The 24,347-nt window shown below is 74.1% G+C and carries 22 protein-coding genes and 1 pseudogene; 11 read left to right on the top strand and 12 right to left on the bottom strand.

Going from position 1 to position 24,347, the window contains the following annotated elements:
- The first annotated feature begins 191 nt into the window (after positions 1 to 191).
- Together aspA and ABT300_RS26830 are read left to right on the top strand one after the other, a co-directional pair.
- On the top strand, positions 192 to 1,604 hold the full coding sequence (gene aspA / locus ABT300_RS26835; RefSeq protein ID WP_351680573.1) for an aspartate ammonia-lyase: 1,413 nt from the start codon (positions 192 to 194) through the stop codon (positions 1,602 to 1,604).
- Positions 1,605 to 1,661: 57 nt separating this feature from the next.
- The gene (locus ABT300_RS26830; protein WP_351680571.1) at positions 1,662 to 2,600 is read left to right on the top strand and encodes a glutaminase; all 939 of its coding nucleotides are present in this window, start codon (positions 1,662 to 1,664) and stop codon (positions 2,598 to 2,600) included.
- Between the two features lie 30 nt (positions 2,601 to 2,630).
- Here the strand turns inward: ABT300_RS26830 and ABT300_RS26825 are convergent, their stop codons facing one another.
- Complete coding sequence (locus ABT300_RS26825; RefSeq protein ID WP_351680569.1) at positions 2,631 to 4,001, bottom strand: D-alanyl-D-alanine carboxypeptidase family protein; 1,371 nt, start codon at positions 3,999 to 4,001, stop codon at positions 2,631 to 2,633.
- A gap of 86 nt (positions 4,002 to 4,087) precedes the next feature.
- A pseudogene (gene rho, locus ABT300_RS26820) lies at positions 4,088 to 5,348 on the bottom strand (transcription termination factor Rho).
- A 249-nt stretch (positions 5,349 to 5,597) separates the two neighbouring features.
- Here rho and ABT300_RS26815 point away from each other — a divergent pair.
- Positions 5,598 to 6,506, top strand: a complete 909-nt coding sequence (locus ABT300_RS26815; protein WP_351680563.1) for a hypothetical protein — start codon at positions 5,598 to 5,600, stop codon at positions 6,504 to 6,506.
- 6 nt (positions 6,507 to 6,512) lie between these two features.
- Here ABT300_RS26815 and ABT300_RS26810 read toward each other — a convergent pair whose 3' ends face one another.
- On the bottom strand, positions 6,513 to 6,920 hold the full coding sequence (locus ABT300_RS26810) for a nuclear transport factor 2 family protein (protein ID WP_351680560.1): 408 nt from the start codon (positions 6,918 to 6,920) through the stop codon (positions 6,513 to 6,515).
- An 80-nt stretch (positions 6,921 to 7,000) separates the two neighbouring features.
- On the opposite strand from ABT300_RS26810, the gene ABT300_RS26805 reads away from it, so the two are divergent.
- Both ABT300_RS26805 and ABT300_RS26800 read left to right on the top strand, forming a co-directional pair.
- Entirely contained in the window at positions 7,001 to 7,564 is a 564-nt protein-coding gene (locus tag ABT300_RS26805; RefSeq protein WP_351680557.1) for a PadR family transcriptional regulator, read from the top strand.
- Positions 7,565 to 7,569: 5 nt separating this feature from the next.
- Positions 7,570 to 8,340: a class I SAM-dependent methyltransferase gene (locus ABT300_RS26800; protein ID WP_351680554.1), complete on the top strand. Its 771-nt coding sequence runs from the start codon at positions 7,570 to 7,572 to the stop codon at positions 8,338 to 8,340.
- Here ABT300_RS26800 and ABT300_RS26795 read toward each other — a convergent pair.
- The 5 genes from ABT300_RS26795 to ABT300_RS26775 all read right to left on the bottom strand — a co-directional run bounded on the left by ABT300_RS26795 (position 8,318) and on the right by ABT300_RS26775 (position 12,770).
- Positions 8,318 to 9,073: a GntR family transcriptional regulator gene (locus ABT300_RS26795; protein WP_351680551.1), complete on the bottom strand. Its 756-nt coding sequence runs from the start codon at positions 9,071 to 9,073 to the stop codon at positions 8,318 to 8,320. The two genes, ABT300_RS26800 and ABT300_RS26795, sit on opposite strands and share 23 nt — an antisense overlap.
- A 138-nt stretch (positions 9,074 to 9,211) precedes the next feature.
- Positions 9,212 to 10,378 carry a serine hydrolase domain-containing protein gene (locus tag ABT300_RS26790; RefSeq protein WP_351680549.1) on the bottom strand — a complete coding sequence of 389 codons (1,167 nt, stop codon included), beginning with the start codon at positions 10,376 to 10,378 and terminating at the stop codon, positions 9,212 to 9,214.
- A gap of 154 nt (positions 10,379 to 10,532) precedes the next feature.
- Positions 10,533 to 11,501: an acetylxylan esterase gene (locus ABT300_RS26785; RefSeq protein ID WP_351680547.1), complete on the bottom strand. Its 969-nt coding sequence runs from the start codon at positions 11,499 to 11,501 to the stop codon at positions 10,533 to 10,535.
- Positions 11,502 to 11,589: 88 nt separating this feature from the next.
- The gene (locus tag ABT300_RS26780) at positions 11,590 to 12,177 is read right to left on the bottom strand and encodes an Rv1733c family protein (protein WP_351680544.1); all 588 of its coding nucleotides are present in this window, start codon (positions 12,175 to 12,177) and stop codon (positions 11,590 to 11,592) included.
- A 167-nt stretch (positions 12,178 to 12,344) separates the two neighbouring features.
- A complete protein-coding gene (locus ABT300_RS26775; RefSeq protein ID WP_351680541.1) occupies positions 12,345 to 12,770 on the bottom strand; it encodes a MarR family winged helix-turn-helix transcriptional regulator in 426 nt (141 codons plus the stop codon).
- 250 nt (positions 12,771 to 13,020) lie between these two features.
- Between ABT300_RS26775 and ABT300_RS26770 the strand changes: the two genes are divergently transcribed.
- Positions 13,021 to 13,857 carry a putative protein N(5)-glutamine methyltransferase gene (locus ABT300_RS26770; protein WP_502978001.1) on the top strand — a complete coding sequence of 279 codons (837 nt, stop codon included), beginning with the start codon at positions 13,021 to 13,023 and terminating at the stop codon, positions 13,855 to 13,857.
- Here the strand turns inward: ABT300_RS26770 and ABT300_RS26765 are convergent.
- The gene (locus tag ABT300_RS26765; protein ID WP_351680579.1) at positions 13,850 to 14,527 is read right to left on the bottom strand and encodes a hypothetical protein; all 678 of its coding nucleotides are present in this window, start codon (positions 14,525 to 14,527) and stop codon (positions 13,850 to 13,852) included. The genes ABT300_RS26770 and ABT300_RS26765 overlap by 8 nt on opposite strands.
- Positions 14,528 to 14,756: 229 nt before the next feature.
- Positions 14,757 to 16,820, bottom strand: a complete 2,064-nt coding sequence (locus tag ABT300_RS26760; RefSeq protein WP_351680537.1) for a SpoIIE family protein phosphatase — start codon at positions 16,818 to 16,820, stop codon at positions 14,757 to 14,759.
- Between the two features lie 243 nt (positions 16,821 to 17,063).
- On the opposite strand from ABT300_RS26760, the gene ABT300_RS26755 reads away from it, so the two are divergent.
- From ABT300_RS26755 to ABT300_RS26740, 4 genes are all read left to right on the top strand, one after another.
- A complete protein-coding gene (locus tag ABT300_RS26755) occupies positions 17,064 to 17,966 on the top strand; it encodes a hypothetical protein (protein WP_351680535.1) in 903 nt (300 codons plus the stop codon).
- Positions 17,967 to 18,090: 124 nt separating this feature from the next.
- Positions 18,091 to 18,459, top strand: a complete 369-nt coding sequence (locus ABT300_RS26750; RefSeq protein WP_351680532.1) for a hypothetical protein — start codon at positions 18,091 to 18,093, stop codon at positions 18,457 to 18,459.
- Positions 18,460 to 18,602: 143 nt separating this feature from the next.
- The gene (locus ABT300_RS26745) at positions 18,603 to 20,618 is read left to right on the top strand and encodes an oxidoreductase (RefSeq protein ID WP_351680529.1); all 2,016 of its coding nucleotides are present in this window, start codon (positions 18,603 to 18,605) and stop codon (positions 20,616 to 20,618) included.
- Between the two features lie 44 nt (positions 20,619 to 20,662).
- Positions 20,663 to 21,217, top strand: coding sequence for a PadR family transcriptional regulator (locus ABT300_RS26740; protein ID WP_351680526.1), 555 nt, complete (start codon positions 20,663 to 20,665; stop codon positions 21,215 to 21,217).
- A gap of 95 nt (positions 21,218 to 21,312) precedes the next feature.
- Here the strand turns inward: ABT300_RS26740 and ABT300_RS26735 are convergent, their stop codons facing one another.
- Entirely contained in the window at positions 21,313 to 21,852 is a 540-nt protein-coding gene (locus ABT300_RS26735; protein WP_351680523.1) for a hypothetical protein, read from the bottom strand.
- A 179-nt stretch (positions 21,853 to 22,031) separates the two neighbouring features.
- A complete protein-coding gene (locus ABT300_RS26730) occupies positions 22,032 to 23,012 on the bottom strand; it encodes a fibronectin type III domain-containing protein (protein ID WP_502978000.1) in 981 nt (326 codons plus the stop codon).
- Positions 23,013 to 23,428: 416 nt separating this feature from the next.
- On the opposite strand from ABT300_RS26730, the gene ABT300_RS26725 reads away from it, so the two are divergent.
- Positions 23,429 to 24,271 carry a glycoside hydrolase family 75 protein gene (locus ABT300_RS26725; RefSeq protein ID WP_351680520.1) on the top strand — a complete coding sequence of 281 codons (843 nt, stop codon included), beginning with the start codon at positions 23,429 to 23,431 and terminating at the stop codon, positions 24,269 to 24,271.
- Positions 24,272 to 24,347: the final 76 nt, after the last annotated feature.

Genomic DNA, 24,347 nt, shown 5'->3' with positions numbered 1-24,347 from the left:
CCGTCCGGCGGTGACCGGACCGGCGGTTCGGTGGCCGGGCGCGGGGCCCGACCGGCTCGGGCGGACGCCACCCCGCACCGCCCGAGCCGGCCGCCGTCCCGCCTCCCGAGCGGTCGCCGCCGACCCCAGCGGACCGGTCCTCTCTTGCACGTCCACCCTCAGCGCCAGCCTCAGAAAGAGGTCGCACCCTCATGACCACCGCCGTCACCCGCAGCGAACACGACCTGCTCGGAGACCGGGACGTCCCCGCCGACGTCTACTGGGGTGTCCACACCCTGCGCGCCATCGAGAACTTCCCCATCACCGGCACGTCCATCTCCGCTCATCCCCACCTGATCGACGCCCTTGCCGCCGTCAAGGAGGCCGCCGCCCTCGCGAACGAGGAGCTGGGTCTGCTCGAGCCGGAGAAGGCCGCCGCGATCGTCGCCGCCTGCCGTGAGATCCGTACCGGCGAGCTGCACGACCAGTTCGTCGTGGACGTCGTCCAGGGCGGCGCGGGCACCTCGACCAACATGAACGCCAACGAGGTGATCGCCAACCGGGCGCTGGAGCTGCTCGGCCACGCGAAGGGCGAGTACCGGTTCCTGCACCCCAACGAGCACGTCAACCTCGGTCAGTCCACCAACGACGTGTACCCGACCGCCGTCAAGGTGGCGACGGTGTTCGCGGTGCGCGGACTGCTCGACGCGATGGCCGTGCTGCAGGACTCCTACGCCCGCAAGGCCGTCGAGTTCCGCGACGTGCTCAAGATGGGCCGCACCCAGCTGCAGGACGCGGTGCCGATGACGCTCGGTCAGGAGTTCTCCGCGTACGCCGTCATGACGGACGAGGACCGCAGCCGTCTCGCCGAGGCCGTCGAGCTGATCCACGAGATCAACCTGGGCGCGACCGCGATCGGCACCGGCCTCAACGCGCCCGCGGGATACGCCGAGTCGGCCCGCCGACACCTGGCCGAGATCACCGGGCTGCCGCTGGTGACCGCCGCGAACCTGGTCGAGGCCACCCAGGACTGCGGCGCGTTCGTGCAGATGTCCGGCGTCCTGAAGCGGATCGCCGTCAAGCTCTCGAAGAGCTGCAACGATCTGCGACTGCTGTCGTCCGGGCCGCGCGCGGGCCTCGGGGAGATCAACCTGCCGCCGGTGCAGGCCGGTTCGTCGATCATGCCCGGCAAGGTCAATCCGGTGATCCCCGAGGTCGTCAACCAGGTCGCCTTCGAGGTGATCGGCAACGACGTCGCCATCACCATGGCCGCCGAGGCCGGGCAGCTCCAGCTCAACGCCTTCGAGCCGATCATCCTGCACTCCCTGTCGGAGAGCATCACCCACCTGCGCGCCGCCTGCCTCACCCTCGCCGAGCGCTGTGTGGACGGCATCACCGCCAACACCGAGGCGCTGCGCGCGAGCGTGGAGAACTCCATCGGCCTGGTCACCGCCCTCAACCCGCACATCGGGTACACCGCGGCCACCGAGATCGCGAAGGAGGCCCTCGTCACCGGCCGGGGCGTCGCCGAACTCGTCCTGGAGAAGGGACTGCTGCCCGCCGAACGCCTCGCCGGACTGCTGCGCCCCGAGGTGCTCGCGGGCAGCGGGCACACCCTGGGCTGACCCCGGCCGACCCCCTACGACCTGCGACGAACGCGCCAGGACCGGCCCGGAGGCACAATGGTGATCATGACAACGACGTCGTCCCTCGCCTTCCAGCCGGTCCTGGAGCGGATCGCCGAGGAGATGGAGCGCACCCCCGGCCGCGGTCGGCCCGCCGACTACATCCCGGCGCTCGCCGCCTTCGACCCGCGCCGCTTCGGCATGGCCGTCGCGGAGCTGGACGGCACGGTGTACGGCGTGGGGGACTGGCGGGAGCCGTTCTCCACGCAGTCCCTCACCAAGGTCTTCACCCTCGCGCTCGGGCTCGCCCGCGAGGGCGACGAACTCTGGGAGCACGTGGGTCGGGAGCCCTCGGGCAACCCCTTCAACTCCCTGGTGCAACTGGAGTACGAGGGAGGCATTCCGCGCAACCCGTTCATCAACGCGGGCGCGCTGGTCGTCACCGACCGCCTGCAGACGCGCAGCGGAGACGCGGCCGGCGAGCTGCTGGAGTTCCTGCGGGCCGAGAGCGGCAACCCCGGCCTCGACTTCGACGAGGAGATCGCCGCCTCCGAGGCCGCGCACGGCCACCGCAACGCCGCTCTCGCCCACTTCATGGCGTCGTACGGCAACATCGACAACGAGGTGCCGGTCCTGCTCGACCAGTACTTCCGGCAGTGCTCCCTCACCGCCTCCTGCGCCGACCTCGCCCTGGCGACCGGCTTCCTCGCCCGGCACGGCGTGCGCGCCGACGGCGCGCGGCTGCTCACCCGGAGCCAGGCCAAGCAGGTCAACGCGGTGATGCTGACCTGCGGGACGTACGACGCCGCCGGCGAGTTCGCCTATCGGGTCGGCCTGCCCGGCAAGAGCGGCGTGGGCGGCGGCATCATCGCCGTGGTGCCGGGCCGCTGCACGCTGTGCGTGTGGAGTCCGGGCCTGGACGAGCACGGCAACTCCGTGGCGGGAGTGGCCGCGCTCGACCGGTTCACGACGCTCACGGGACTGTCCGTGTTCTGACCGTGTCCGCGCGCGCTGTGGCCGCCGGGGTCAGTCGCGGGTGAACCGGCGGCGTGCGACCCACAGCACCGCCGCCACTGCCGCACCGCCGAGGACGGCCGCGCCGGCGATCTCCGCGACCGCCGGCCATCCCGGACGCCGTGACGGGTCTGCGGAGGCGACCGCGGCCGCCCTCACCGGCCCTGCCCCCGCCGGGGACGGCGTGGACGTCCGGGCCGGGGTGGAGCCCGACGCCGCCGTGGAGCCCGGCGCAGGCGTAGAGCCCGGCGCCGCCGTGGCCGCCCGCGGAGGAGTCTGCGCGGGCGGCCGGGTGAACGCCGGCTCCGGTCCCGCCACAGGGGGCGGAGGGGTGCGCAGCGCGTCGAGCGAGCCGACCGGCTCGACACGGCCGGCCGCCTCGAATCCCCAGTCGAGCAGTTCCCGCGCCTCCTCGTAGACGGCGTGCCCGCCGCCCGACTGAGGGTTCATCACCGTCACCACGAGGGTCTGCCCGCCCCGGCGGGCTGCGGCCACCAGGGTGTTGCCGGCGTTGCTGGTGTAGCCGTTCTTGATCCCGATCAGACCGGGGTACGGTTCGACGCCGTCGTGCCCGGTCAGCAGCCGGTTGGTGTTGGCGATGCCGTACGACCAGCCGTCGCCGCCCGGGAACGAGGCCTCCGCCGTGCCGCAGTAGCGGGCGAAGTCGGCGTTGTGCAGCCCGGCCCGGCCGAACACCGCCAGGTCGAACGCGGAGGAGACCTGGCCTGGTGTGTCGTATCCGTCGGGGGAGCGGACGTGGGTGTCCAGGGCGCCGAGCGAGCGGGCCTTCTCCTGCATCCGGGCGGTCGTCGCGTTCCAGCCGCCGTTGAGGGCCGCGAGCACGTGCACGGCGTCGTTGCCGGAGTTGAGGAACACCCCGCGCCACAGGTCGGCGACCGAGTACGTCTGGCCCTCGGCGACCCCGACCAGGCTGCTGCCCGGCCCGATGTCCGCGAGCTCCTCCTCGGTGACCCGGTGCCGCAGCCCGGCGGGCACCACCGGCAGCACCGTGAGGGCGAACAGCGTCTTCAGCGTGCTGGCGGGGGGCAGCTTGCGGTGGGCGTGCGACGCGGCGAGCACCTCGCCGGTGTCGGCGTCCGCGACCAGCCAGGACAGCGCGGAGACGTCCGGCACGTCGGGCACGCCGTCGTGCGGCCTCACCTGGACGCCCGAGCGGTACAGCACCGCCGTCCGCGACGCCTGCGCGTGTGCGGCACGGGGTCCTGCCCCGAGCGCTGCTGCGGGCGCCTGGCCGGGGGCGCCGGGTGGGCCCGGGTCCGCCGCGGCCGGGGCGACGGCCGCGACGGGACCGAGGGCCAGGGCGCCTGCCGCGCAGAACACGCACGCCGAGAGAGCGACCCGAGAGGAGAATCCGATCGTCATACGATCAACCTAGGAACGGTCGCCCTGTTCTCCGTCCCGCCCGTGCCGAAGGCGACCCGGCGAGCACCCCAATGGGGTACCTCCCCTCAGCCGGTCGGCAGGGTCGGCTGGATCAGCCGCAGGAAGGCGGCGTTGTCGGGAGTCTGCCGCAGTCGTTCCAGCAGCGTCTCCAGGTTCGCCTGGCCGTGCGCGGTCTGCAGCGCCCGGCGCAGACCCCGTGCCGCGGTTGACTCGGCAGGGGAGAGCAGCAGTTCCTCGCGGCGGGTGCCGGAGCCGCCCACGTCGACCGCGGGGAACACCCGCCGGGAGGCCGGCTCGCGGTCCAGGCGGAGCTCCATGTTGCCGGTGCTCTTCAGCTCCTCGAAGTAGAAGTCGTCGGCGCGCGAACCCGTTTCCACCAGGGCGGTGGCGAGGATGGTGAGTGACCCGCCCTCCTCCGCCGCGCGCGCCGCGCCGAAGAACCGCTTCGGGCCGATCAGCGCGGTCGCGTCGACGCCGCCGCTGAGGGTGCGGCCCCCGGCGGCGGCCGCGTTGTTGTGGGCCCGGCACAGCCGGGTCAGCGAGTCGAGGAGGATCACGACGTCCTCGCCCGCCTCGACGAGCCGCTTGGCCCGCTCGACCACCAGGTCGGCGAGGGCGATGTGCTGCCGGGGCGCCCGGTCGAAGGTCGAGGCGTACACCTCGCCGCGCACGGAGCGCCGCATGTCGGTGACCTCCTCGGGCCGCTCGTCGAGCAGCAGGACCATCAGCCGGGCCTCGGGGTGGTTGCCGGCGACGGCGGCGGCGATCTGCTGGATCAGCACGGTCTTGCCGGTCCTCGGCGGGGCGACGATCAGCCCGCGCTGACCCTTGCCGACCGGCGCGAGGAGATCGACGACCCGCCCGGCGAGGCCGGCCGCGGGGTGCTCCAGACGCAGCCGGCGGTGCGGGTGGAGCGGCGTGAGGTCGCGGAAGCGGCGGCGGCCCTGCAGCTCGCCGGGCGGGCGGCCGCCGACGCGGGCGACCTCGGTCAGGGTGCGCTGGGCGCCGCGCACCCCTTCGACGAGGTCGCCGGCGCGCAGTCCGTGACGGCGGATCAGCGCCGCGGGGACCTCGACGTCGTCCGGGGTGGGCAGGCAGTCGAGCGGGCGCAGGCGGCCCTTCCCGCCGGCGTCGACGTCGAGGACGCCGGCGACGATCCGGACCGGGGGCTGCTGGTGGACGGGGGGCTGTTCGAGAGTGGGGGCGGTCATGGTGTGTCCTTCGACGGTGGGAGGCACGGGATGTGCGCGAGGGAAGAGAAGAGGGAGCAGCCGCGGGAGAAGGGCGCGAGACGCGCCTCGGGCGGCGGGAACGACACCTCGTCAGGGCGCGATGCCGCGTCGACGAGGTGGTGCGGAAAGGCCGCTGCACCGGCCGGGAACGGCGGGTGACTGGGCGGAGAGAGAAGGAATCGACACCGGCGTCCCAGAGGGGACGTACACAAGTGCCATTGATACTTTAGCACGCCGATGGGCGCGCCCGGGATTCTTCCGTGGTTTGCCGCAGATGTCCGCAGAGGGTAACGATCCGTGACAGCAACGGACTTGACTGCTATGTGTGCATTATCTTCACGTCATGTCCACGCCGTCTCAGCCTCCGCAGCAACCGGAGCCGCCGTCCGGGACGCCGGCCCAGCCGAGCGCGTATCCCTATCCGCATCCGCAGTCACCCGCCCCCGGCGGGCCGTTGGGGTTCCCCCCGGCGGCGCCCGCCTCCCCGTCCGCCCAGCAGAGCGTCTACGCCCAGCCGACCCTGGTCGGACCCCTGGCGCAGCCGCAGCCCCAGCCGCAGCCTGGCAACCCCTATGTCCAGCCCGGCCAGTACCCGGTCGTCGGGCCGCCCCCGCCGACGGGTGGAGGCCGCGCGGGGCGGGCGGTCCTGTGGGCCGTCGTCGGCGCGCTGGCGGCGTCCGCCGCGTGGGCGGCGGGCGTCTTCCTGATCCCCTCCGGCTCCGACGTCGACCTGCGCGGCTACTCGGCGCCGGTCAACCTGTGCAACTCCACCGACTACTCGTCCTTCCGCACCGAGTACGCGGCGAACGACAGCACCCCGACCCACAACAGCCTCGGGGACGACGCCCTCGACGAGGCGCTGTGCAACCTCAGCCTGAAGAAGACGGGGTCCAGCTACGCGGACGCGTACCTGTACGTCCAGCTGGACCTGCACAAGAAGACCGACCCGGGGCCGGAGTTCACCGCCACCTGGAAGAACTACTCCGAGAGCCACTCGGGTTACGACGTGGAAGCGGTGACGGGCATCGGCGACGAGGCCTATCTCGTCAGTGACGACACCACGTCCTCCTCGTCGACGAGCGGTTCGCTGTACGCCACCCTCGCCGTGCGCGACGGCTGGGTGACCTACACGATGAGCTACAGCGCCTACTACTCCTCGTACAGCAACGACAAGGACCCGCCGACGCTGAGCGAGGTCTCGGGGTGGCTGAAGACCGACTCCCGGGCCACGCTCGCCGAACTCAAGGACTGACGTCCCTCAGGAGGCGGAGGCCGACCGTGCCTCCGCCTCCTTCGCGATGTCGCCGAAGCGCGCGCCCATGGCCGCCGCCAGGGCCTGCGCGCCGGACAACGGGCGGACCATGACCGTCAGTTCGTCGATGAGGCCGTGCTCGTCGACGTGGATGAAGTCGCAGCCGGTGAGCCGGCGTTCCCCCACCCGGGCCGAGAAGACCAGGGCGTGGTCGCGCCCGTCGCCGCCCGCCAGCTCCTGTTCGTACCGGAAATCCTCGAAGACCTGCGACACCGCGCGCAGGATCGCCGCCGTGATCGCCTTGCCGGGGTAGGGCTTGAAGACGACCGGGCTGGTGAAGACGACGTCCTCGGACAGCAGCGCCTCGACGGCGTCGAGATCGCCTGCCTCGACCGCCTCGCGGAATGCGCGCATCGGATCTCCTCGCTAGAATCGATAGTAAATTCGTTGAATAGGTGCGGCTGAGAATAATCACCTGCTGTTACCGTGTCCACATGTCCCTCAAGTACGCCGTCCTGGCCGCTCTTCTGGAGGGCGAGGCCTCGGGTTACGAGCTGTCGAAGATCTTCGACGTCTCCCTCGCGAACTTCTGGCCGGCGACCCCGCAGCAGCTCTACCGCGAACTGGAGCGCCTCGCCCAGGACGGCCTGATCGAGGCACGGATGGTGCGCCAGGAGCGCCGGCCCGACAAGCGCATGTTCACCCTCACCGGTGCGGGCCGCGCGGATCTGAGCGCCTTCGCCGCCGCTCCGCCCCGCCGGCCCACCGCCCTGCGCGACGAGCTCCTCGTCAAGATCCAGGCGATGGACGGCGCGGACCCCCGGGCGACGCGCGAGCTGATCGAGGAGCGCATGAGCTGGTCGCGCGGCAAACTCGCCCGCTACGAGCGGGTCCGCGACCGCCTCCTCGACGGGCGCACCGAGGACGAGTACCTGAGCGAGGCCGAGCGGATCGGCCCCTACCTGACCCTGATCGGCGGCATCGCCTTCGAGGAGACGAACGTGCGCTGGTGCGAGCGGGCCCTCGCGCTCCTGAAGCGGCGGACGGCCGTAGGCTGACGTCGATGTTCAGCCCCGAAGGCCCCACGCTGCGCGAACTCGCCGTGCAGGCGCTGTCCTCCGTCGAGCACGGCTACGACCTCCTCGCGCCGAAGTTCGACCACACGCCCTTCCGCACCCCGGACTCCGTCCTCGACGCGGTCGCCGGGGCGCTGAAGGACACCGGCCCCTACGAGGACGGCCTCGACCTGTGCTGCGGCACGGGCGCCGGGACGCACGTCCTGGCGACGGTGTGCCGGTCCAGCGTGACCGGCGTCGACTTCAGCACCGGCATGCTCGACGAGGCGCGCCGGCGGGCCCCGGCGGCCGGCCCCAAGGTCTCCTGGGTGCGCGCGGACGCCCGCGCCCTGCCGTTCACCGCCCGCTTCGACCTCGTCGTCAGCTTCGGCGCGTTCGGCCACTTCCTGCCCCGCGAGCTGCCGGGCCTCTTCGCCCAGGTGCACACCGCGCTGCGGCCGGGCGGCCGCTTCGCCTTCCCGGTCGTCGCCCCGCCCCCGCCGTCCTCCCCGCTGTACTGGGCGCTCCTCGGCTTCGACGCCGCGATGCGGCTGCGCAACGCCCTGTGGCGGCCGCCGTTCGTCATGTACTACCGGGCCTTCCGGCTCGGCGAGGTGCGGCGCGAACTGACCCGGGCCGGATTCCAGGTGGAGCTGCGCGCCCTGCCCGCGTTCGGGGTGCGCAGGGACGGCAGTCCACAGGTCCGTCTGGTGGAGGCGCGACGCGCGGACCCCGGCGGCGACGGTCCGGACGGGGTCACCCGGCCGCCGGCAGCGTGAACGCGTAGACCAGCGCCTCGCGCCGGGTGTCCACCACCAGGTCGGTGATCTCCAGCGGGCGGGCGTACTGGTCGTGCACCCGCCGGGTCACGCGCATCGACGGCGCGTCGTCGAGAGGGGTGATGCAGTCCCGGTGGTGCAGGGTCAGGCCCGCCCGGCGCATCCAGTCGTAGGCGCGCCCGAGCTGTGCGCCGCCGCTCGCGCCGACGCGGTCGCGGCAGCGGGCGAGCTCCGCCACCTCCGCCACGGCCACCGCCGAGAAGGACGTGACCGCCGTGCGCAGACCGCCGCCGTCGGCGTCGGCGGACTCGTAGCGGTGGACCAGCGTCGGCCGGTCCGGGGCGAGTCCGAGCGCCTCGGCGTGTTCGGGCGGCGGCGGCTCCCAGCTGACCGCCGTCCGGGCCGTCGCCGGGGCGTCGCCCGCGGACGTCGCCCCGACCGGGAAGGCGAGGAACGCCGCGGCGTCCGCGGGCGCCCCCGGCGGGCCTGCCCGCAGGGCGACGCGGCTGCCCCGCCGGTCGGTCTCGACGAGACCGTCGTGGCGCAGCACCTGCAGTGCCTGCCGCACGGTCACTCTGCTGACGCCGAAGTGCCCGGCCAGCCGCCGTTCGCTCGGCAGGCGTTCGCCGGGTGCGAGCGTGGCGCGCGACTCGCCGAGCAGCTCCTCGGCGATCCGCCGGTACAGGGGCCGGTCGTCGGTGGACGGGGGGACGAGGGTGGTGCTGCGGGCCATGCCGCGCGCCTCCTGTGAGTGACGTGCCGTAGTCGGCCGGAGTCGGTGCGCCACCAGATCTAGCATTGGTCTAAACCAGCAGGGAAGGGCGGGGCGGCCGATCGGCCGAAACCCGACCGCCCACCCCGGCCCCGCCGTTCACAGGGCGCCGTAGAGGGCGTCCACCAGTGCCGTCTTGCGCGGGTCGTCGGCGATGTGCGGGCCCATGCGGTTCATGACGTACCCGAGGGACACGCCGGCCTCGGGGTCCGCGAGCCCGCAGGAGCCGCCGAAGCCGTCGTGTCCGAAAGCGCGCGGGTTGGGTCCGTAGGAGCCGTTCGGGCCGCTGAGCCAGAGTCCGAGCCCGATCTCCGTCTCGTGCGCGAAACCGGCCCCCAGTACCAGGTCACGGCAGCTGCCCTGCCCCTCGCGCACCCGCTCGGCGGCCTCGGGGGACAGGATGCGCCGGCCGCCGTACGCGCCCCGGCCGGCGAGGATCCCGTAGAGCGCGGCGACCGCCCGGGCGGTGCCGTGACCGTTGGCGGCCGGGATCTCCGCGGCCCGCCACGGAGCCGAGTTGGCCTCGGCCGCACCCGCCAGGGGGTTGGCCAGCGCGGCGATGGCCGCGGGCGCCAACTGGCTGAAGACAGCCGCCTGTTCACTGGACGAGCCGGTCTGCGGGTGCACCAGTTCGGCGGCCCGGGCGGACTCCTTCTCGGGCAGTCCGATCGTGAAGTCGACGCCCAGCGGGCCGGTCACCTCCCGCTCCAGAAAGGCCCCCGGCAGCAGCCCCGACACCCGCCGTACGACCTCTCCGACCAGGAATCCGAAGGTGAGCGCGTGATATCCGGACCGGGTGCCCGGCTCCCACCAGGGCTCCATGGCCGCGAGACGCGCGGTGGTCAGCTCCCAGTCGTAGAGCTGGTCGAGGGAGTGCGGTTCGCGCAGCCCCGCGAGGCCCGCGCGGTGCGACAGCAGATGCCGCACCAGGACCCGCTCCTTGCCCGCCGCGGAGAACTCCGGCCAGTAGGCGGCCACCGGCGCGTCGAGGTCGAGCAGACCCCGGTCGGCGAGGATGTGCGCGCACAGCGCCGTCGGCCCCTTCGAGGTGGACCAGACGTTGACCAGGGTGTCCCGCTCCCAGGCGCGGGTGCGGGCGGCGTCGGCCCAGCCGCCCCACAGGTCGGCCACCGTCACCCCGTCCAGCGTGACGCTCACCGCGGCGCCCAGTTCGCCGCGCTCCCGGAAGTTCTCCTCGAAGGCCGTGCGCAGCGCGGCGAACCGCGGATCGCAGTGGCCGTGAACCTGGGGCGCGTGCTCGGACATGGGTCCTCCGTGGTCCGCCGGAACCCCGGACCGCGACGGTGCGGTCCGGATCCACCGAACATACCGACTGGTCGGACTGGAGGGAAGCGGGTCGGAGCGACTCCCTCCCCGTCTTTCCCCGGAGGAAGCCGCTCCCCGCCGTCGCCCGGGCCGCTCAGGCGTACGCGCGCAGCCAGCGCAGCTTGGCCGCCTGCTGGAACGGACCGCCGCCCTCGTGGTCGTTGAAGTCGTACACCTCGATCGCCTTGTCGTCGTGGGCCCACGCGTTGAAGGCGGCGAACACGGTCGACGGAGGGCAGGTCTGGTCCTCGAGGGCCGCCGAGAACAGCGCGGGCGCCGTGCCGCGGGCGGCGAAGTGCACGCCGTCGAAGTACGACAGGGTGCGCAGCGCGTCCTGCGTGCGGCCGCGGTGCGTCTTGAGGAACAGGCCGATCTCACGGTAGGGGTGACGGTCCGTCAGCGTGGCGGCGCGCGGGAAGTCGCACAGGAACGGCACGTCCGGCGCCACGCCCGCGAGGTCCGGCACCAGACCGCCCACGGCTATCGTGATGCCGCCGCCCTGGCTCCCGCCGACCGCCACGGTCCGCGAGGCGTCGGTCAGCGGGTGCGAGCGGGCGGCCTCGATCGCCCGCACCGCGTCCGTGAACACCCGGCGGTAGTAGTAGTTCTCCGGCTCGTCGATGCCCCGGGTCATGAAACCGGGGTACGACGGCCCGCCGCCCACCGGGTCCGCGGTGCCGCCCCCGCCGCCCCAGACGCTGCCCTGGCCGCGGGTGTCCATGACGAAGTGCGCGCGGCCGCTCGACGCCCACAGCAGGTGCTCGTGCGGCAGCCCGCGCCCGCCGCCGTAGCCCACGAACTCCACGACCAGCGGCAGCGGTTGCGCCGCGCCGGCGGGCAGCGTCAGCCAGCCCTTGACCGGATGGCCGCCGAACCCGGCGAACGTGACGTCGTACACCTGCACCGTGGTCAGGCCGGTGTCGACCGGCTCGAAGCGGGCGTCCAGGTCGTGCTCGCGGGCTTCCTGCAGGGTCTTGGACCAGAACGCGTCGAAACCCTCCGGCTCGGTGGAGGCGCTGCGATACGTGCGGAGCTCCTCGAGCGACAGGTCGAACAGGGGCATCAAGGACCGCCTTTTGTTAAGTGGCCGTACGAATGATCACACCGTACGGCGACGGCGGGAAGGCCCGCCAGCCCCCGGCCCGGGAGCCTCAGGCGGGCCTGCGCCGGCTCCACTGCGGCTCCGTGCGCGTCCACTCCCGCTCCCATTCGCCGAGCCGGCGCCGCATCGCCGTCCGCCGGACCACGGCGTGCCCGAGCAGGACCGCGGCGGCCGCGCCCCCGGCCACGCAGACGCCCATGGTGAGGGTCTGCTGCCACACCATCGTGTCGTTCGGCGGCGGGGCGACGTCGCGGCCGTGCGCGTCGAACCACACGTCGACCGTCTGCCCCTGGCGCGTGCCGGCCGGCACCCGCGCGGGCGCCGTGCGGGCCGGCTCGCCCGGCGGCGTCCAGCGCACGGTCGCCCGGACCGTCTGATGCCGCCCGCCCTCCACCGAGGGCATCGTCTGCGGCACCCGGCCGACGACCTCGGCCCGCACCAGGTGGCGGTCGGCCCGCTGCCGGGCCGCGACCGCCCGGGCGTCGTCGTGGGCCCACTGGCCGGCCAGCGCTCCGGCCAGGGGGGCGGCGACGAGCAGCAGCACGGCGACGACGAGCGTCGCCCACGCCTCCACGACGTCCGAACGCCGCCGCAGCGGATTGTGCCGCCAGCGCCAGCCACGCACCCGGGTTCGCATGTCGACCTCCTCGCCGTCACGCGGACGAGTGCCCCCATGGGCGTACTACCCCGTCTGGAGTACATGGTTTCACGCATCGTTCACGACGGCTCGCCGACGGAGCGCCCGCCGCAGGGCCCACGCGGGGGGTGCCCGGTCTCCCGCGGAGGCCCCCTGCCCGCGGTGACTCAGGGGGCCGTCCAGTTGTTGTAGCGCTCCAGGTAGCGCGCAAAGCGTTCCAGGTCCTCCCGCGGCCACTCCGCGAGGCGCCGGCAAAAGGCCGCGCGGCGGCTCTCGGTGACCTGGGCGAGAATGCGGCGGCCGGCGTCCGTGAGGTGGAGGACCTGGACGCGGTGGTCCTCGGGGTCCTGGCGCCGTTCGATCAGGTCGGCCCGCTCCAGGGCGGTGACCTGGCGGCTGACCGTGGACTTGTCCAGCGCGTAGTGCGCCGCGAGGTCGGTCGCCCGGCAGCCGCCGCCCTCCTCGAGATGGCCGAGCAGGGTGTACGACACCAGCGACAGCTCGGGGTGCAGCCGGCCCGCCGAGGCCCGCGCACGTCGCGCGAAGGCCGTCATCTCGCGCTGGATGGTCTCCACGGCCTCGGCTTCCTGCATGGCTGCTCCCCACGCTCCCTCACCCGTCTGTTGCACAGTACAACTCCGGTGGGGACGAGCGCCCCGGGGAGCCGCCCGGGCTTGCGGTAGGGTGGCCGTCCGGCTGCGGAGGTCCCCAGTCGCGCGAGGCCGAGGGGGTGAGACCCATTACCGCAGTGTCAGGTCGGGTGCTCCCCTCTCGTGACGGCGTCAGCCGCCGTTCCTAGGGCCGAGGGAGCGCCCTTCGGATCCCGAAAGGCTCCCCGGCTCCATGCCTTCCATGTCCTCGCCCTTCCCTCCCGACGCGGCCGCCTCACCGCGCCCCTCCTCTCCCGGCCTCTCGCGCGACGCCCTCGTCGCCGTGCTGCGGGCAGGGGGATGCGTCTTCGCCGAGGAGGAGGCGGAGTTGATCCTGGCCGCCGCCCGCACCCCCGACGAGGCCGCCGCCATGGCGCGACGGCGCGCGGACGGCCTGCCCCTGGAACACGTCGTCGGATGGGCCGAGTTCCACGGTCTGCGCGTCCGCGTCGAGCCGGGCGTCTTCGTGCCCCGCCGTCGCACCGAGTTCCTCGTCGACCAGGCGCTCGCCGCGGCGCCGCACGCGTCCGTCGTCGTCGACCTGTGCTGCGGCTCCGGCGCGGTCGGCGCCGCGCTCGCCGCCTCGCTCGGGCAGGTCGAGCTGCACGCCGCTGACGTCGATCCGGCGGCCGTGCGCTGCGCCCGCGGCAACCTCGCCGGTCACGGCGGACACGTGCACACCGGGGACCTGTTCACGGCGCTGCCGGACCGGCTGCGCGGCCGGGTCGACATCCTGGCCGCCAACGTGCCGTACGTGCCCACCGGCGAGGTCCCGCTGCTGCCGCCCGAGGCCCGCGAGCACGAACCGCTCGTCGCCCTCGACGGCGGCGGCGACGGACTGGACGTGCTGCGCCGGGTCGCCGCCGAGGCGCGCTGCTGGCTGGCCCCCGGCGGCTGCCTGCTCGTGGAGACCAGTGAGCGTCAGGCGACGGCCGCGGTCGAGGCGTTCGCCCTCGGCGGTCTGACGGTGCGGGTGGCGCGGGACGAGGACCTGTACGCCCACGTCGTGGTCGGCGCCCGGGTCAGGTAGCCGCTCCGCCGTGCGAGGGCCCCGGGGAGCGGTCGCCGCCCCCGCGGCCCCACGGGCCGTGCCCGGGGAAGCCGCCGTGCCGGTCGTCCCGGCGGTGCTCGCCGGGGGAGCCGGACAGCACGCGGTCGGCCGTGTACGCGTCGCCGGAGCGGGTCCCGACGACGGACACCGCGTCGCCCTTCTTCGGCGCGTGGGCGCCGGAGGGACCGCGGTCGGACGCGGTGGCGTCGGGACCGAGCTTCCAGGTCCACGAGGCGCCGTCCTCGCTGCGGACGGTGATCCGGTCGCCGTCCGTCTTCTGCACCGTGCCCCGCTGCCAGACGCGGACCACCCAGTCGCCGGTGGCAGGGTCCTTCACGGTCGCCTCGCCGTGGGCCGCGTCGCGGAAGCCGAACCACGGGCCTGCGCCGTGGCCGTGCCGCTCTCCGGGCCCGTGCGAGGCGGAGGCGGACGGCGACGCGGAGGGCGCGCCGCCGGAGCCGTCGGAGGCGGCCGCGTACGCGACGGCGCCGCCGAGGGCCAGGACCGCGACGGTCGTCGCCGCGATCACCGCCCGTCCGCGGGGCGACCGGCGCCGCCACGGCGCGCGCAGGCCGGAGCGGTGGTGTTCCTCGGCGTCGGCCGGCCCCCCGAGCACCTCGGTGCGGTCCGGCTCGTCGGGCTGCTGCATCACGGCTCACACTCCTCGGCCACGACGGCATCGTCACTGACACGCCTGCCTGTGATTGTCCGTGGGGACGGGTAAGGAGCCCGTAACGAGGAGCTGTGAACCGGGCACGGCCGCGGCCGGGGAGGACCCCGGATCGCGCCGCCCGCAGCCGCACTCGTAGCCGCTCCCGCAGTGGTGGCCGCTGCCGCCGCGCCGCCCGGAGCCCTGTTGCCGAGGCCGCCCGGAGCGCCTACTGCCGAGGCAGTGCCCGCGCCACCAGCAGGGCCACGTCGTCGTGGTTGTCGGGGTGGTGCAGCGCGCTGAGCAGCAGGTCGCAGACCTCCTCCAGCGGGCGCGCCGGATCGTCGAGCAGCGCGAGGAGCGCCTCCAGACGCTCGTCCAGGGAGTGCGTGCGGGTCTCCACGAGGCCGTCGGTGTACAGCACGAGCTGGTCGCCGGGGGCGAAGTCGACGTCGGTCGTGGAGAACGCCACGCCGCCCACGCCCAGCGGCGCGCCGGTCGGCAGGTCGAGCAGCTCCGGCGGACGCCCCGGGCGCACCCACGCGGGCGGCAGATGCCCGGCGTTGGCGATCCGGCACCTCCCGAGCCGGGGGTCGTGCACGGCGTACACGCAGGTGGCGATCGAGTGGTCGAGGCCCTGGGTGATCCGGTCCAGATGCTCCAGGAGCACCGCCGGGTCGAGAGCGAGCGAGGCCAGCGTCGTCGTCGCGGTGCGCAGCCGGCCCATCGCGGCGGCGGCGTCGATGCCGCTGCCCATCACGTCGCCGACGACGAGCGCCGTCCTGCCGTCCGACAGCGGGATGACGTCGAACCAGTCGCCGCCGACCTCGGTGGTGGCGTCCGCGGGCTGGTAGCGGGAGGCGACCTCGAGGCCGCCGGTGACGGGCGCGTGGCTCGGCAGCAGGCTGCGCTGCAGGGTGAGCGCGGTGGTGCGGGCGTTCTGGTACCAGCGGGCGTTGTCGATCTGGACGGCCGCGCGGGCCGCCAGCTCGCGGGCGAGCAACAGGTCGTCGCGGCTGAACGGCAGCGGGTTGCGGGTGCGTTTGAGGTCGAGGGCCCCCAGCACCTCGCCCCGCGCGATGAGCGGAACGGCGAGGTAGGAGTGCACGCCGGCCCGGGCCAGCAGGCCGACCGCGTCCGGGGAGCGGGCGATGTGCCCGAGGTCGTCGTCCTTGACGTGCGCGACCATGACCGGCTTGCCGGAGCGCACGCATTCGGTGACCAGGCGGTCCGGCGCGTAACGGGCCACCTGCCCGGGCTGGTCGGCCGCCCGCAGCGCGTCAGGCTCGTCGACGGCCCGTACCGCGAGGGCGCGGATCACCGCCGACTCGGCGGGCCCGAGGCTGGTGCGCCGGCCCGCCACCACGGCGTCGAGCAGATCGACGGCGGCCACGTCCGCCAGCTCCGGGACGGCCACGTCGGCCAGCTCGCGCGCCGTGCGCTCGAGGTCCAGGGTGGTGCCGATGCGGGTGGAGGCGTCGGCGATCAGCGCCAGTCGGCGGCGGGCCGCCTCGGCCTCCACGGCGGCCCGGTGCCGGTCGGTGACGTCCCGGACCGAGACGGCGACGCCCAGCACCGTGCCGCGGGCGTCCTCCAGCCGGTACAGGGAGAGCGACCAGGCGTGCTCCTGGTCCGGGTCCGCGGGGGTGCGGCCGGTGGTGGACCGGTCGACGAGCGGTTCCCCGGTCTGCAGGACCTGACGCGCCGCGGCCTCCAGGGCGTCCGCGTCGAGCCGGGGCAGCACCTCGCGGACGGTCCGGCCGATGTGTTCCTCGGCCGCCAGCCCGTTGATGCGCTCCAGGGCCGGGTTGACGGAGACGTATCGCAGGTCGGTGTCCAGGACGGCGAGACCGTTGGGGGACTGCGCGACCATGCGGGTGGCCAGGGCGACGTCCCGCTCCAGCCGCCGCACCGTCGTCTGGTCGGCGGCGAGGCCCAGCGCGTAGACCTGGCCCCGGTCGTCCATCAGCCGCATGTTGCGGAACTCGACGAGCCGGGTGGTGCCGTCCTTGCGCCGGATGGGGAACGCGCCCGCCCAGCTCTGGCCGGTGGCCATCACGTCGGCGAACAGTTTCACGACGAGGTCGACGTGCCGTTCGTGGACCATCACCCGGGCCGCGAAGCGCCCGAGCGCCTCCTGCGCCGAGTAGCCGAACAGCTCCTCCGCCTGAGGGCTCCAGAGCGCGATGCGGCCCTCGGTGTCGAGGACCACCGAGGCCACGCTCAGGATGTCCAGCAGCCCGCTCGGCCCGCTCGGGCCGCCGTCGGCTGCGGACGATCCGGCTCCGCTCATGCCACGCACCGCCTCCGCACGTCGACGCGGCACGTCGTCCCCCGTGCCGACTCCCCCTGTTCTACCGCGCTCAACCCATTTCTCCCACGCCTTCGGCGGCCCTTCTCCATGCTCCTCCAGTACGGCTTCGCGCGCTGTTCTCCTCACAGCCCGAACCCGGCCATGGATTTGGTCTGTACATGCCCATCACGGCCGGGCCAGACTGTCCGCCGAGCGCGCCCACCCCCCTTGCCGAGGAGACCCATGCCCCTGCGCCCTGCCCGCCGCCGCAACGCCCTGGCCGGCGCCGCCCGCACCGCCCGCGCCGCCGCTCTCGCGCTGGCCGTCGCGGCGGTCGCCGCCCTCTCGGCGGCGCCGCCCGCCGCGGCCGCCGACACCTGGACCGAGGTCGGCTCCGACCGCGCCGACCCGCTGACCGAGAGCCAGGGGCTGGCCTCGGTCGAGTCGCCGGCGAACAGCGCCAACCGCTACACCGGCATCGGCACCATCCCCTTCGCCCTGTCCGTACGGGGCTGGAACCACGTCGGCGACCCCGACGCCTCCTACGGCGGCTACTACGTCGAGCCGTACCAGAGCGATGCGTCCGGCTCGAAGATGTACCGCGTGCAGGCGCCGGGCGGGGCGTGGTCGGAGTACGTCCACGCGCTCGGCCCGGGCGAGGCGCTGAACAACTCCTGGGTCGCGATCACCCCGGACAGCCAGTGGATGCTGTCGGGCGAGTGGGGCACCATGACCCGCCTCCTCGTGTTCCCGACCCCCGGCGCCAACGCCGCCACGTCGCCCTCCGTCAATCTGCCGCTCGCGTCGACGGTCCGACTCGACCACGCCGTGCGAGACGTCCAGGGGTGCGACTTCACCGGCCCCACCACCCTGCTGTGCTCCTCCGACGACCCCGCGGGGACCCTCTTCGGCATCACCAAGCCCCTCCTGCAGATCGATCTGTCCGCCGCGCCGAACGGCGCCTCGGACGTCACCGGTCACGTCACGGCCCTGCGCCAGCTGCCGCTGCGCAGCTCGTGCTCCGGTTCCTTCGAGGCTGAGGGGGTCGACTACGACCGCAGGACCGGCACCCTGCGGGTGATCGTCGTCTCGCCGGGCTTCTGCGTGCTCACCGACAGCAAGACCTACCGCTTCACCCGCGGCTGACCATGGGGGCCGGCGACCGATCCCGTCGCTGGTCCCGCTCGGAAAGTGGTGCTTTTCTGGGGATGTGGCACGGTTCGCGGGGAACCCGCACAGCCGCGCCACCGCCACGAGAGGAGCGATCACGATGGATCGCCAGCGATCGCACGAGGAGTCCGTCTCCGTCGAGATCAGCGGATGCAGCAAGGAGGACGCCCGGATCGTGTTCGACGCGTTGAACGCCTGCTTCGAGTCGGACCGCGGCAGCGGCGAGGATCCGCAGCAGCTCCACGAGAGCCGGCCGATGGTCTGGCTGGGCACCTTCGAGGTGACCGAGGCGCGCGACTGCGCCGAGCCGGCCCGGCTCTCGTCCTCGGTCGAGGCCGACGCGCAGGGCAGCTACTGGGCGATCGAACGGCTGCGCTCCACGCTGGACTCGGTGTTCTCGGTGCGCGACCTCTCCTCGGCCTCCGGGGACCAGGAGCGCGAACTGCACGTCCTGCTCGAGAGCCGCTGAGACGGAAGTCGGCCGCAGGCCCGCCGCGACCGCGTCGCCGGTGACCTGCGGCACATCGGCCAGGCCTGATTGTGCAACTAGTTGCACAACCCGTGCGCGGTCCTCTAGAACTGAGGGACTACCGCCGCGCACGGAGGCCTGCCATGAGCCGATACCCCCACCTGCTGAGCCCTCTCGACCTGGGATTCACCACACTGCCCAACCGCGTCCTGATGGGCTCCATGCACATCGGCCTGGAAGAGGCCGAGAACGGCTTCGCGCGCATGGCCGAGTTCTACGCCGCCCGGGCTCGCGGGGGAGTGGGCCTCATCGTCACCGGCGGCATCGCCCCCAACGACGAAGGGCGGCCGGGCGAGGGCGGCGCCAAGCTCACCACCGACGCGGAGGCCGAACAGCACCGGCTCATCACCGACGCCGTGCACCGCGAGGGCGGCCGGATCGCGATGCAGATCCTGCACTTCGGCCGGTACGCCTACCACCGGGACCTGGTCGCGCCGAGCCCGCTCCAGGCCCCCATCAGCCCGTTCCCGCCCCGGGAGCTGACCGACGCCGACGTCGAGCGGACCATCGACGACTACGCCCGCGCCGCCCGTCTGGCCCGTCAGGCCGGCTACGACGGCGTCGAGATCATGGGCTCCGAGGGCTACCTCGTCAACGAGTTCATCGCGGCGCAGACCAACCACCGCACCGACCGCTGGGGCGGCAGCTACGAGAACCGGATGCGGTTCCCGGTCGAGATCGTCCGGCGGGTGCGCGAGGCGGTCGGCGAGGACTTCATCGTCGTCTACCGGCTGTCCATGCTGGACCTGGTGCCCGGCGGTTCGACCCTGGACGAGGTCGTCACCCTCGCCAAGGCCGTCGAGGCCGCCGGAGCGACCATCATCAACACCGGCATCGGCTGGCACGAGGCGCGCATCCCCACGATCGCCACCTCCGTGCCGCGCGGCGCCTACACCTGGGTGACGAAGAAGCTGATGGGCGCGGTCTCCGTGCCCCTCGTCACCACCAACCGCATCAACACCCCCGAGGTGGCCGAGCAGTTGCTCGCCGACGGCTGTGCGGACATGGTCTCGATGGCCCGCCCGATGCTCGCCGACCCCGACTTCGTCAACAAGGCCGCGGCGGGCACGCCGGAGGCGATCAACACCTGCATCGGCTGCAACCAGGCCTGCCTGGACCACACCTTCAGCGGGAAGATCACCTCCTGTCTGGTCAACCCGCGCGCCTGCCACGAGACCGAGCTGGTCCTCGCCCCGACCCGGCTGCGCAAGCGGGTCGCGGTGGTGGGCGCGGGCCCGGCCGGTCTGGCCTGCGCGGTGAGCGCGGCCGAACGCGGCCACGCCGTCACCCTCTTCGACGCCGCGAGCGAGATCGGCGGGCAGCTGAACGTGGCCCGCAGGGTCCCCGGCAAGCAGGAGTTCGACGAGACGCTGCGCTACTTCCGCCACCAGCTCGACGCCCACGGCGTCGACGTACGACTGGACACGTTCGTCGCCGCCGAGGACGTGACCGGCTACGACGAGGTCGTCGTGGCCACCGGCGTCAGCCCCCGCACCCCCGACATCCCCGGCGTCGACCACCCGAGCGTCGTCGGCTACCTCGACGTGCTGCGCGACGGCGCGCCCGTCGGCGACCGCGTCGCGATCCTCGGGGCGGGCGGCATCGGCTTCGACGTCGCCGAGTTCCTCACCGACGGCGGCGACAAGACGAGCGAGGACCCCGCGGCCTACTTCCGCCAGTGGGGCGTGGACATGGACTACCAGGGGCCCGGCGGTCTCGCCGCCCCCGAGCGTCCCGTCCCGCCGCGCACCGTCCACCTGCTCCAGCGCAAGACCAGCAAGGTCGGCGCGGGCCTCGGCAAGACCACCGGCTGGATCCACCGCACCGAGCTCAAGCACCGGGGCGTCACCATGGTCCCGGGCGTGCGCTACGACCGGATCGACGACGCCGGACTGCACGTCACCGTCGGCGAGCAGAGCACGGTCCTGGAGGTCGACACCGTCGTGCTGTGCACCGGCCAGGACCCGCGCCGCGACCTCTACGACGCGCTGGTCGCCGCGGGCCGCAGCGTGCACCTCATCGGCGGCGCGGACGTGGCCGCCGAACTGGACGCCAAGCGCGCCGTCCAGCAGGGCACCGAGCTGGCGGCGGCGCTGTAGGCCGACCGCACGGAGCCGCCCCGGGCCGTCCCTAGGATGACCGCATGTCACTCCCGCACGCGATCCTCACCGCGCTCCTCGAGCGGCCCGCCTCGTCGGGGCTGGATCTGACCCGCCGGTTCGACAGGTCGATCGGCTACTTCTGGTCGGCGACGCACCAGCAGATCTATCGCGAGCTGGGACGGCTGGAGGCCGAGGGGCACATCCGGGCCCTGCCCGCGGAGCAGCCGGTCCGCGGGCAGAAGAAGGCCTACGAGGTCCTGCCCGCCGGCCGTGCCGAACTCGCCCGGTGGACGGCCGCCGCGCAGGACCCGAAGCCGCACCGCGACGCCCTGCTGCTGCGGCTGCGGGCCGCGGCCGTCGTCGGGACCGCCGGTCTCGATGCCGACCTGCGCCGTCATCTCGAGCTGCACCGGCGGCAGTTGGCCGAGTACCGGGAGATCGAGCAGCGCGACTTCCCGGCCGGCGACGACGACAGCGCGCAGGCCAGGCTGCAGCACCTGGTCCTGCGCGCGGGCATCGAGCTGGAGACCTTCTGGACGCAGTGGCTCACCGAGGCGCTGGCGAACCTGCCCGTCGTGGAGGGCGAGCCCGGCTGAGCGCCCTCCGGCGTCGACGGCCGGGGCCTGCGGCGGCGGGGCCCCGGCAGCCGGGGCTCACAGCAGCCGGGGCCGGAGCCCTCGGTCGGCGGGGCTCACAGTCGGTAGGGCTTCGAGCGCCGGCGCAGGAACCAGGCCGTCGCGATGACGCCCGCCCCCACCAGAGCCCCGCCCACCGCCATGGTGACGGCGCCGTAGTCACGGGCCGCCCCGCCGAGGCCGCCCATGACCCCGCGCGAGGGCGAGGTCGTCGGGGTGGGCGCCGGGGTGGACGGCGTCGAGACGATCACGGACTGGGTGCCCGCGGTACTGCCGTTCGAGCACATGACCACGACGGTGTAGGTGCCCGGGGAGACCGCCGACCACGCGGCCGACTGGCTTGCGGCCGTCCCGGACAGGGCCACCTGGCGCCCCTGGGCGAAGCTCCCCTGGCCGCTGGCGAGCAGTGCGGCGGTGCCCCAACTGCCGTTGATCTGGGTGCAGGCGCTGGTCACCACCGACACCGTGGAGCCGGTGGTGCTGACCGAGATCCCCGACGCCCGGGCGGCGGCGGGCCCGGCGGCCAGGGCGAGCGGCAGCGCGGCGGCGACCGCCACGCCCAGTCCTGAGCTGACGAACGGACGGGAAATGCGCATGGGATGTCCTCCGGCGGCGGCACGGTTGGCGGTACATCCCTTGCGCCGCCGAGGATCGGGTTCGTCCGTGCTGCCTCAGACGCAGCCAACGCCCCCCTGCGCCGCCCCGCACGCGGACCGCCGCCGAGCAGGTGAGGGACTCCTCCGGACGGACCAAGCACGATGCGTCCCGGTGCGTCTCACGGCCCGGGGCCCGTCGTCACCGTCCGCTCCGCCGAGAACGCGCCCCAGCCCCCGTCCGGCAGCCGGGCCCGCACCCGCAGCCGGTGCGCGACCCCGGCCGTCCCGCCCGCGTAGAAGCTGTACGACGCCGTCCCGCGCGGCGGGGTCCCGCCCCACACCAGGGAGGTGGCGGGCTGCCCGTCGAGCTGGATCCGGTACTCCGTGACGACGCCGTCCACGCGGGGCGGCGTCCACGACAGGTCGATGTAGTAGCCGCCGTCGGCGCCCCGGTGACCGGTCGCCCGGAAATCCGCGGGCGCCGTGTCCGTCCCCTCGTCGGCCCCCTTCGCCGTGGTGATCCGCACCGCCGGGCCCGCGGGCGAGAGGTTGTCGGCCGCGTCCCGCGCCCGGACCGTGAACGCGTAGGCCGTGCCCGGCCGCAGCCCCGTGACCACCGTCGCCGTCTGCGCCGCCCCGACACTGTGGATCTTCGCGTCGCCCCGGTAGACCTCGTAGGAGACCACCTTCCGGTCGTCGGCGGAGGCCGACCAGGACAACTGGACGGCCCGGCTTCCGACGGCCCGGCCGGTCAGGCCGCCCGGCGCGGTCGGCGCCGAGCCGTCCGCCGCCTCGGCCGCCGCGGTGGTGGCCCGCACCTCCCGGCCGGGCGGCCCGAGCCGGCCCCGCGTGTCACGGGCCCGCACGGTGAAGACGTACGCGGTGGAGGGGGCGAGCCGGACGACGTCCAGCATGTGCGCGGCGCCGGACGCCTCCCCGGCCTTCTCCCCGCCCACGTACACCTCGTACGCGCTGATTCCGCGATCCGCCGGGACCGCGTTCCACATGACGTGGACGCTCGTCGCGCTGCCGGCCGCGGCGGTCACCCCGGTCGGGGCGCCGGGCGTCCGGCCGTCGTCGTCGGCCGTGCCGACGGCGCAGCCGCTCGCCAGGGCGGACACCAGCACGCACCCCGTCGCCCACAGCACAACACGTCGCACGGCGTCGCCTCCCGGCCCCGGCACGGCGGCATTGGTCCGGACCAATATGGCGCGGGGTCGCGAGCACAGCAAGAGGGCGGAGGGGGGCGGCCGTCCGGCACGGCTTCCGAACGTCCGCTCGCGGCAGGTACGTATGCTGAAGCCCGTCGCCGCCGAACTCTCCTTCCCGTGGGCCGAGTTCACGCCGACGGCGCGGACCGCTGTCGTCGCTGTCCCCGCGCCGGCGCGGCGGCCCGGGGGCCCCGACCCGCACCGCGGGGCCGTGACCCCTGGGCCGCCGTCGCGCTGTCGGTCCGTCAGCAGCGGTTCCCCGTACGGCCCTCCCGGAGTGGCCGGGCCCTGCGGCCCCCACCAGATTGTTCCGAGTGCCCGTCAAACTGCGTCCGTCGACGCCCCCACGAGAGGGGTCCCGAACCGTGCGCGTCCAGTCGCTGTCACTCGCCGTGGCAGGCATCGCCCTGCTGGCCCCGACCACTTCGCCCACCGTCGTGCGGCCGACCGCGGGCGCCCCCGGGGCCCCGGCGTCGCACCAGGAGGGCTCCGTCCGCGCCGCCGACCTGCTGTCCCGGGTCCGCGACTGCACTCCCGTCTCCCGCGGCCGCTACCGCACGGACGAGGGCGCGCCCGCCACGATCCCGGTCTGCGGCACCGAGGAGGCGGTCTTCTGGACCGCCGACATGGACATCGACTGCGACGGCCGCCCGGGCCCGCGGTGCAACAGCGGCACCGACCCGCTGTTCTCCGCCGCCACGGCCTTCCAGCAGTCCGACGGCCGCCATCTCAGCGCCGAGTCCCTGCCCTACATCGTGGTGCCGGGCCCGAGCGACGTCTGGGACCACCGTGACCACGGGGTGCGCGGCGGATCCGTCGCCGCCGTCGTCTACCGGGACCGGGTCGCGTACGCCGTGGTCGGGGACACCGGACCGCGCGGGATCATCGGCGAGGCCTCGTACGCCACCGCCGAGGCGCTCGGGATCCGCCCCGACCCGCGAGGGGGCGGCGCGCCCTCCGGCGTCACGTACATCGTGTTCAAGAACTCCAGGGCGACCCCCATCGAGAGCCACGCGTCCGCCGTCGCGGTCGGGGAGCGGCTGGCCCGGCAGTTCGCCCGGGTGGCCGACGCGGACCCGGGCGGACCGGCGCCGCCCCCGGTGCGCGACGGGGAGGACGAGGCCGACGGCACGGCAGACGTCCGGCCGCCGGCCTGGGAGGAGGACTGGGGCCCGTCGGACGCCGCCGAGGGCGGGGAGGGCGAGTGAGCGGCCGGGACGAGAAGGGTAGGGGAGGGCGAGTGGGCGGGCCGGGGCGCGCCCCCCGCCCCCCCCCCCCCACCCC

It is taken from the genome of Streptomyces sp. NPDC001027, from assembly GCF_040299045.1.
Lineage (GTDB): Bacteria > Actinomycetota > Actinomycetes > Streptomycetales > Streptomycetaceae > Streptomyces.
The sequence above is the reverse complement of the archived record's forward strand: the minus strand, read 5'-3'. Positions and strand labels throughout refer to the sequence as shown.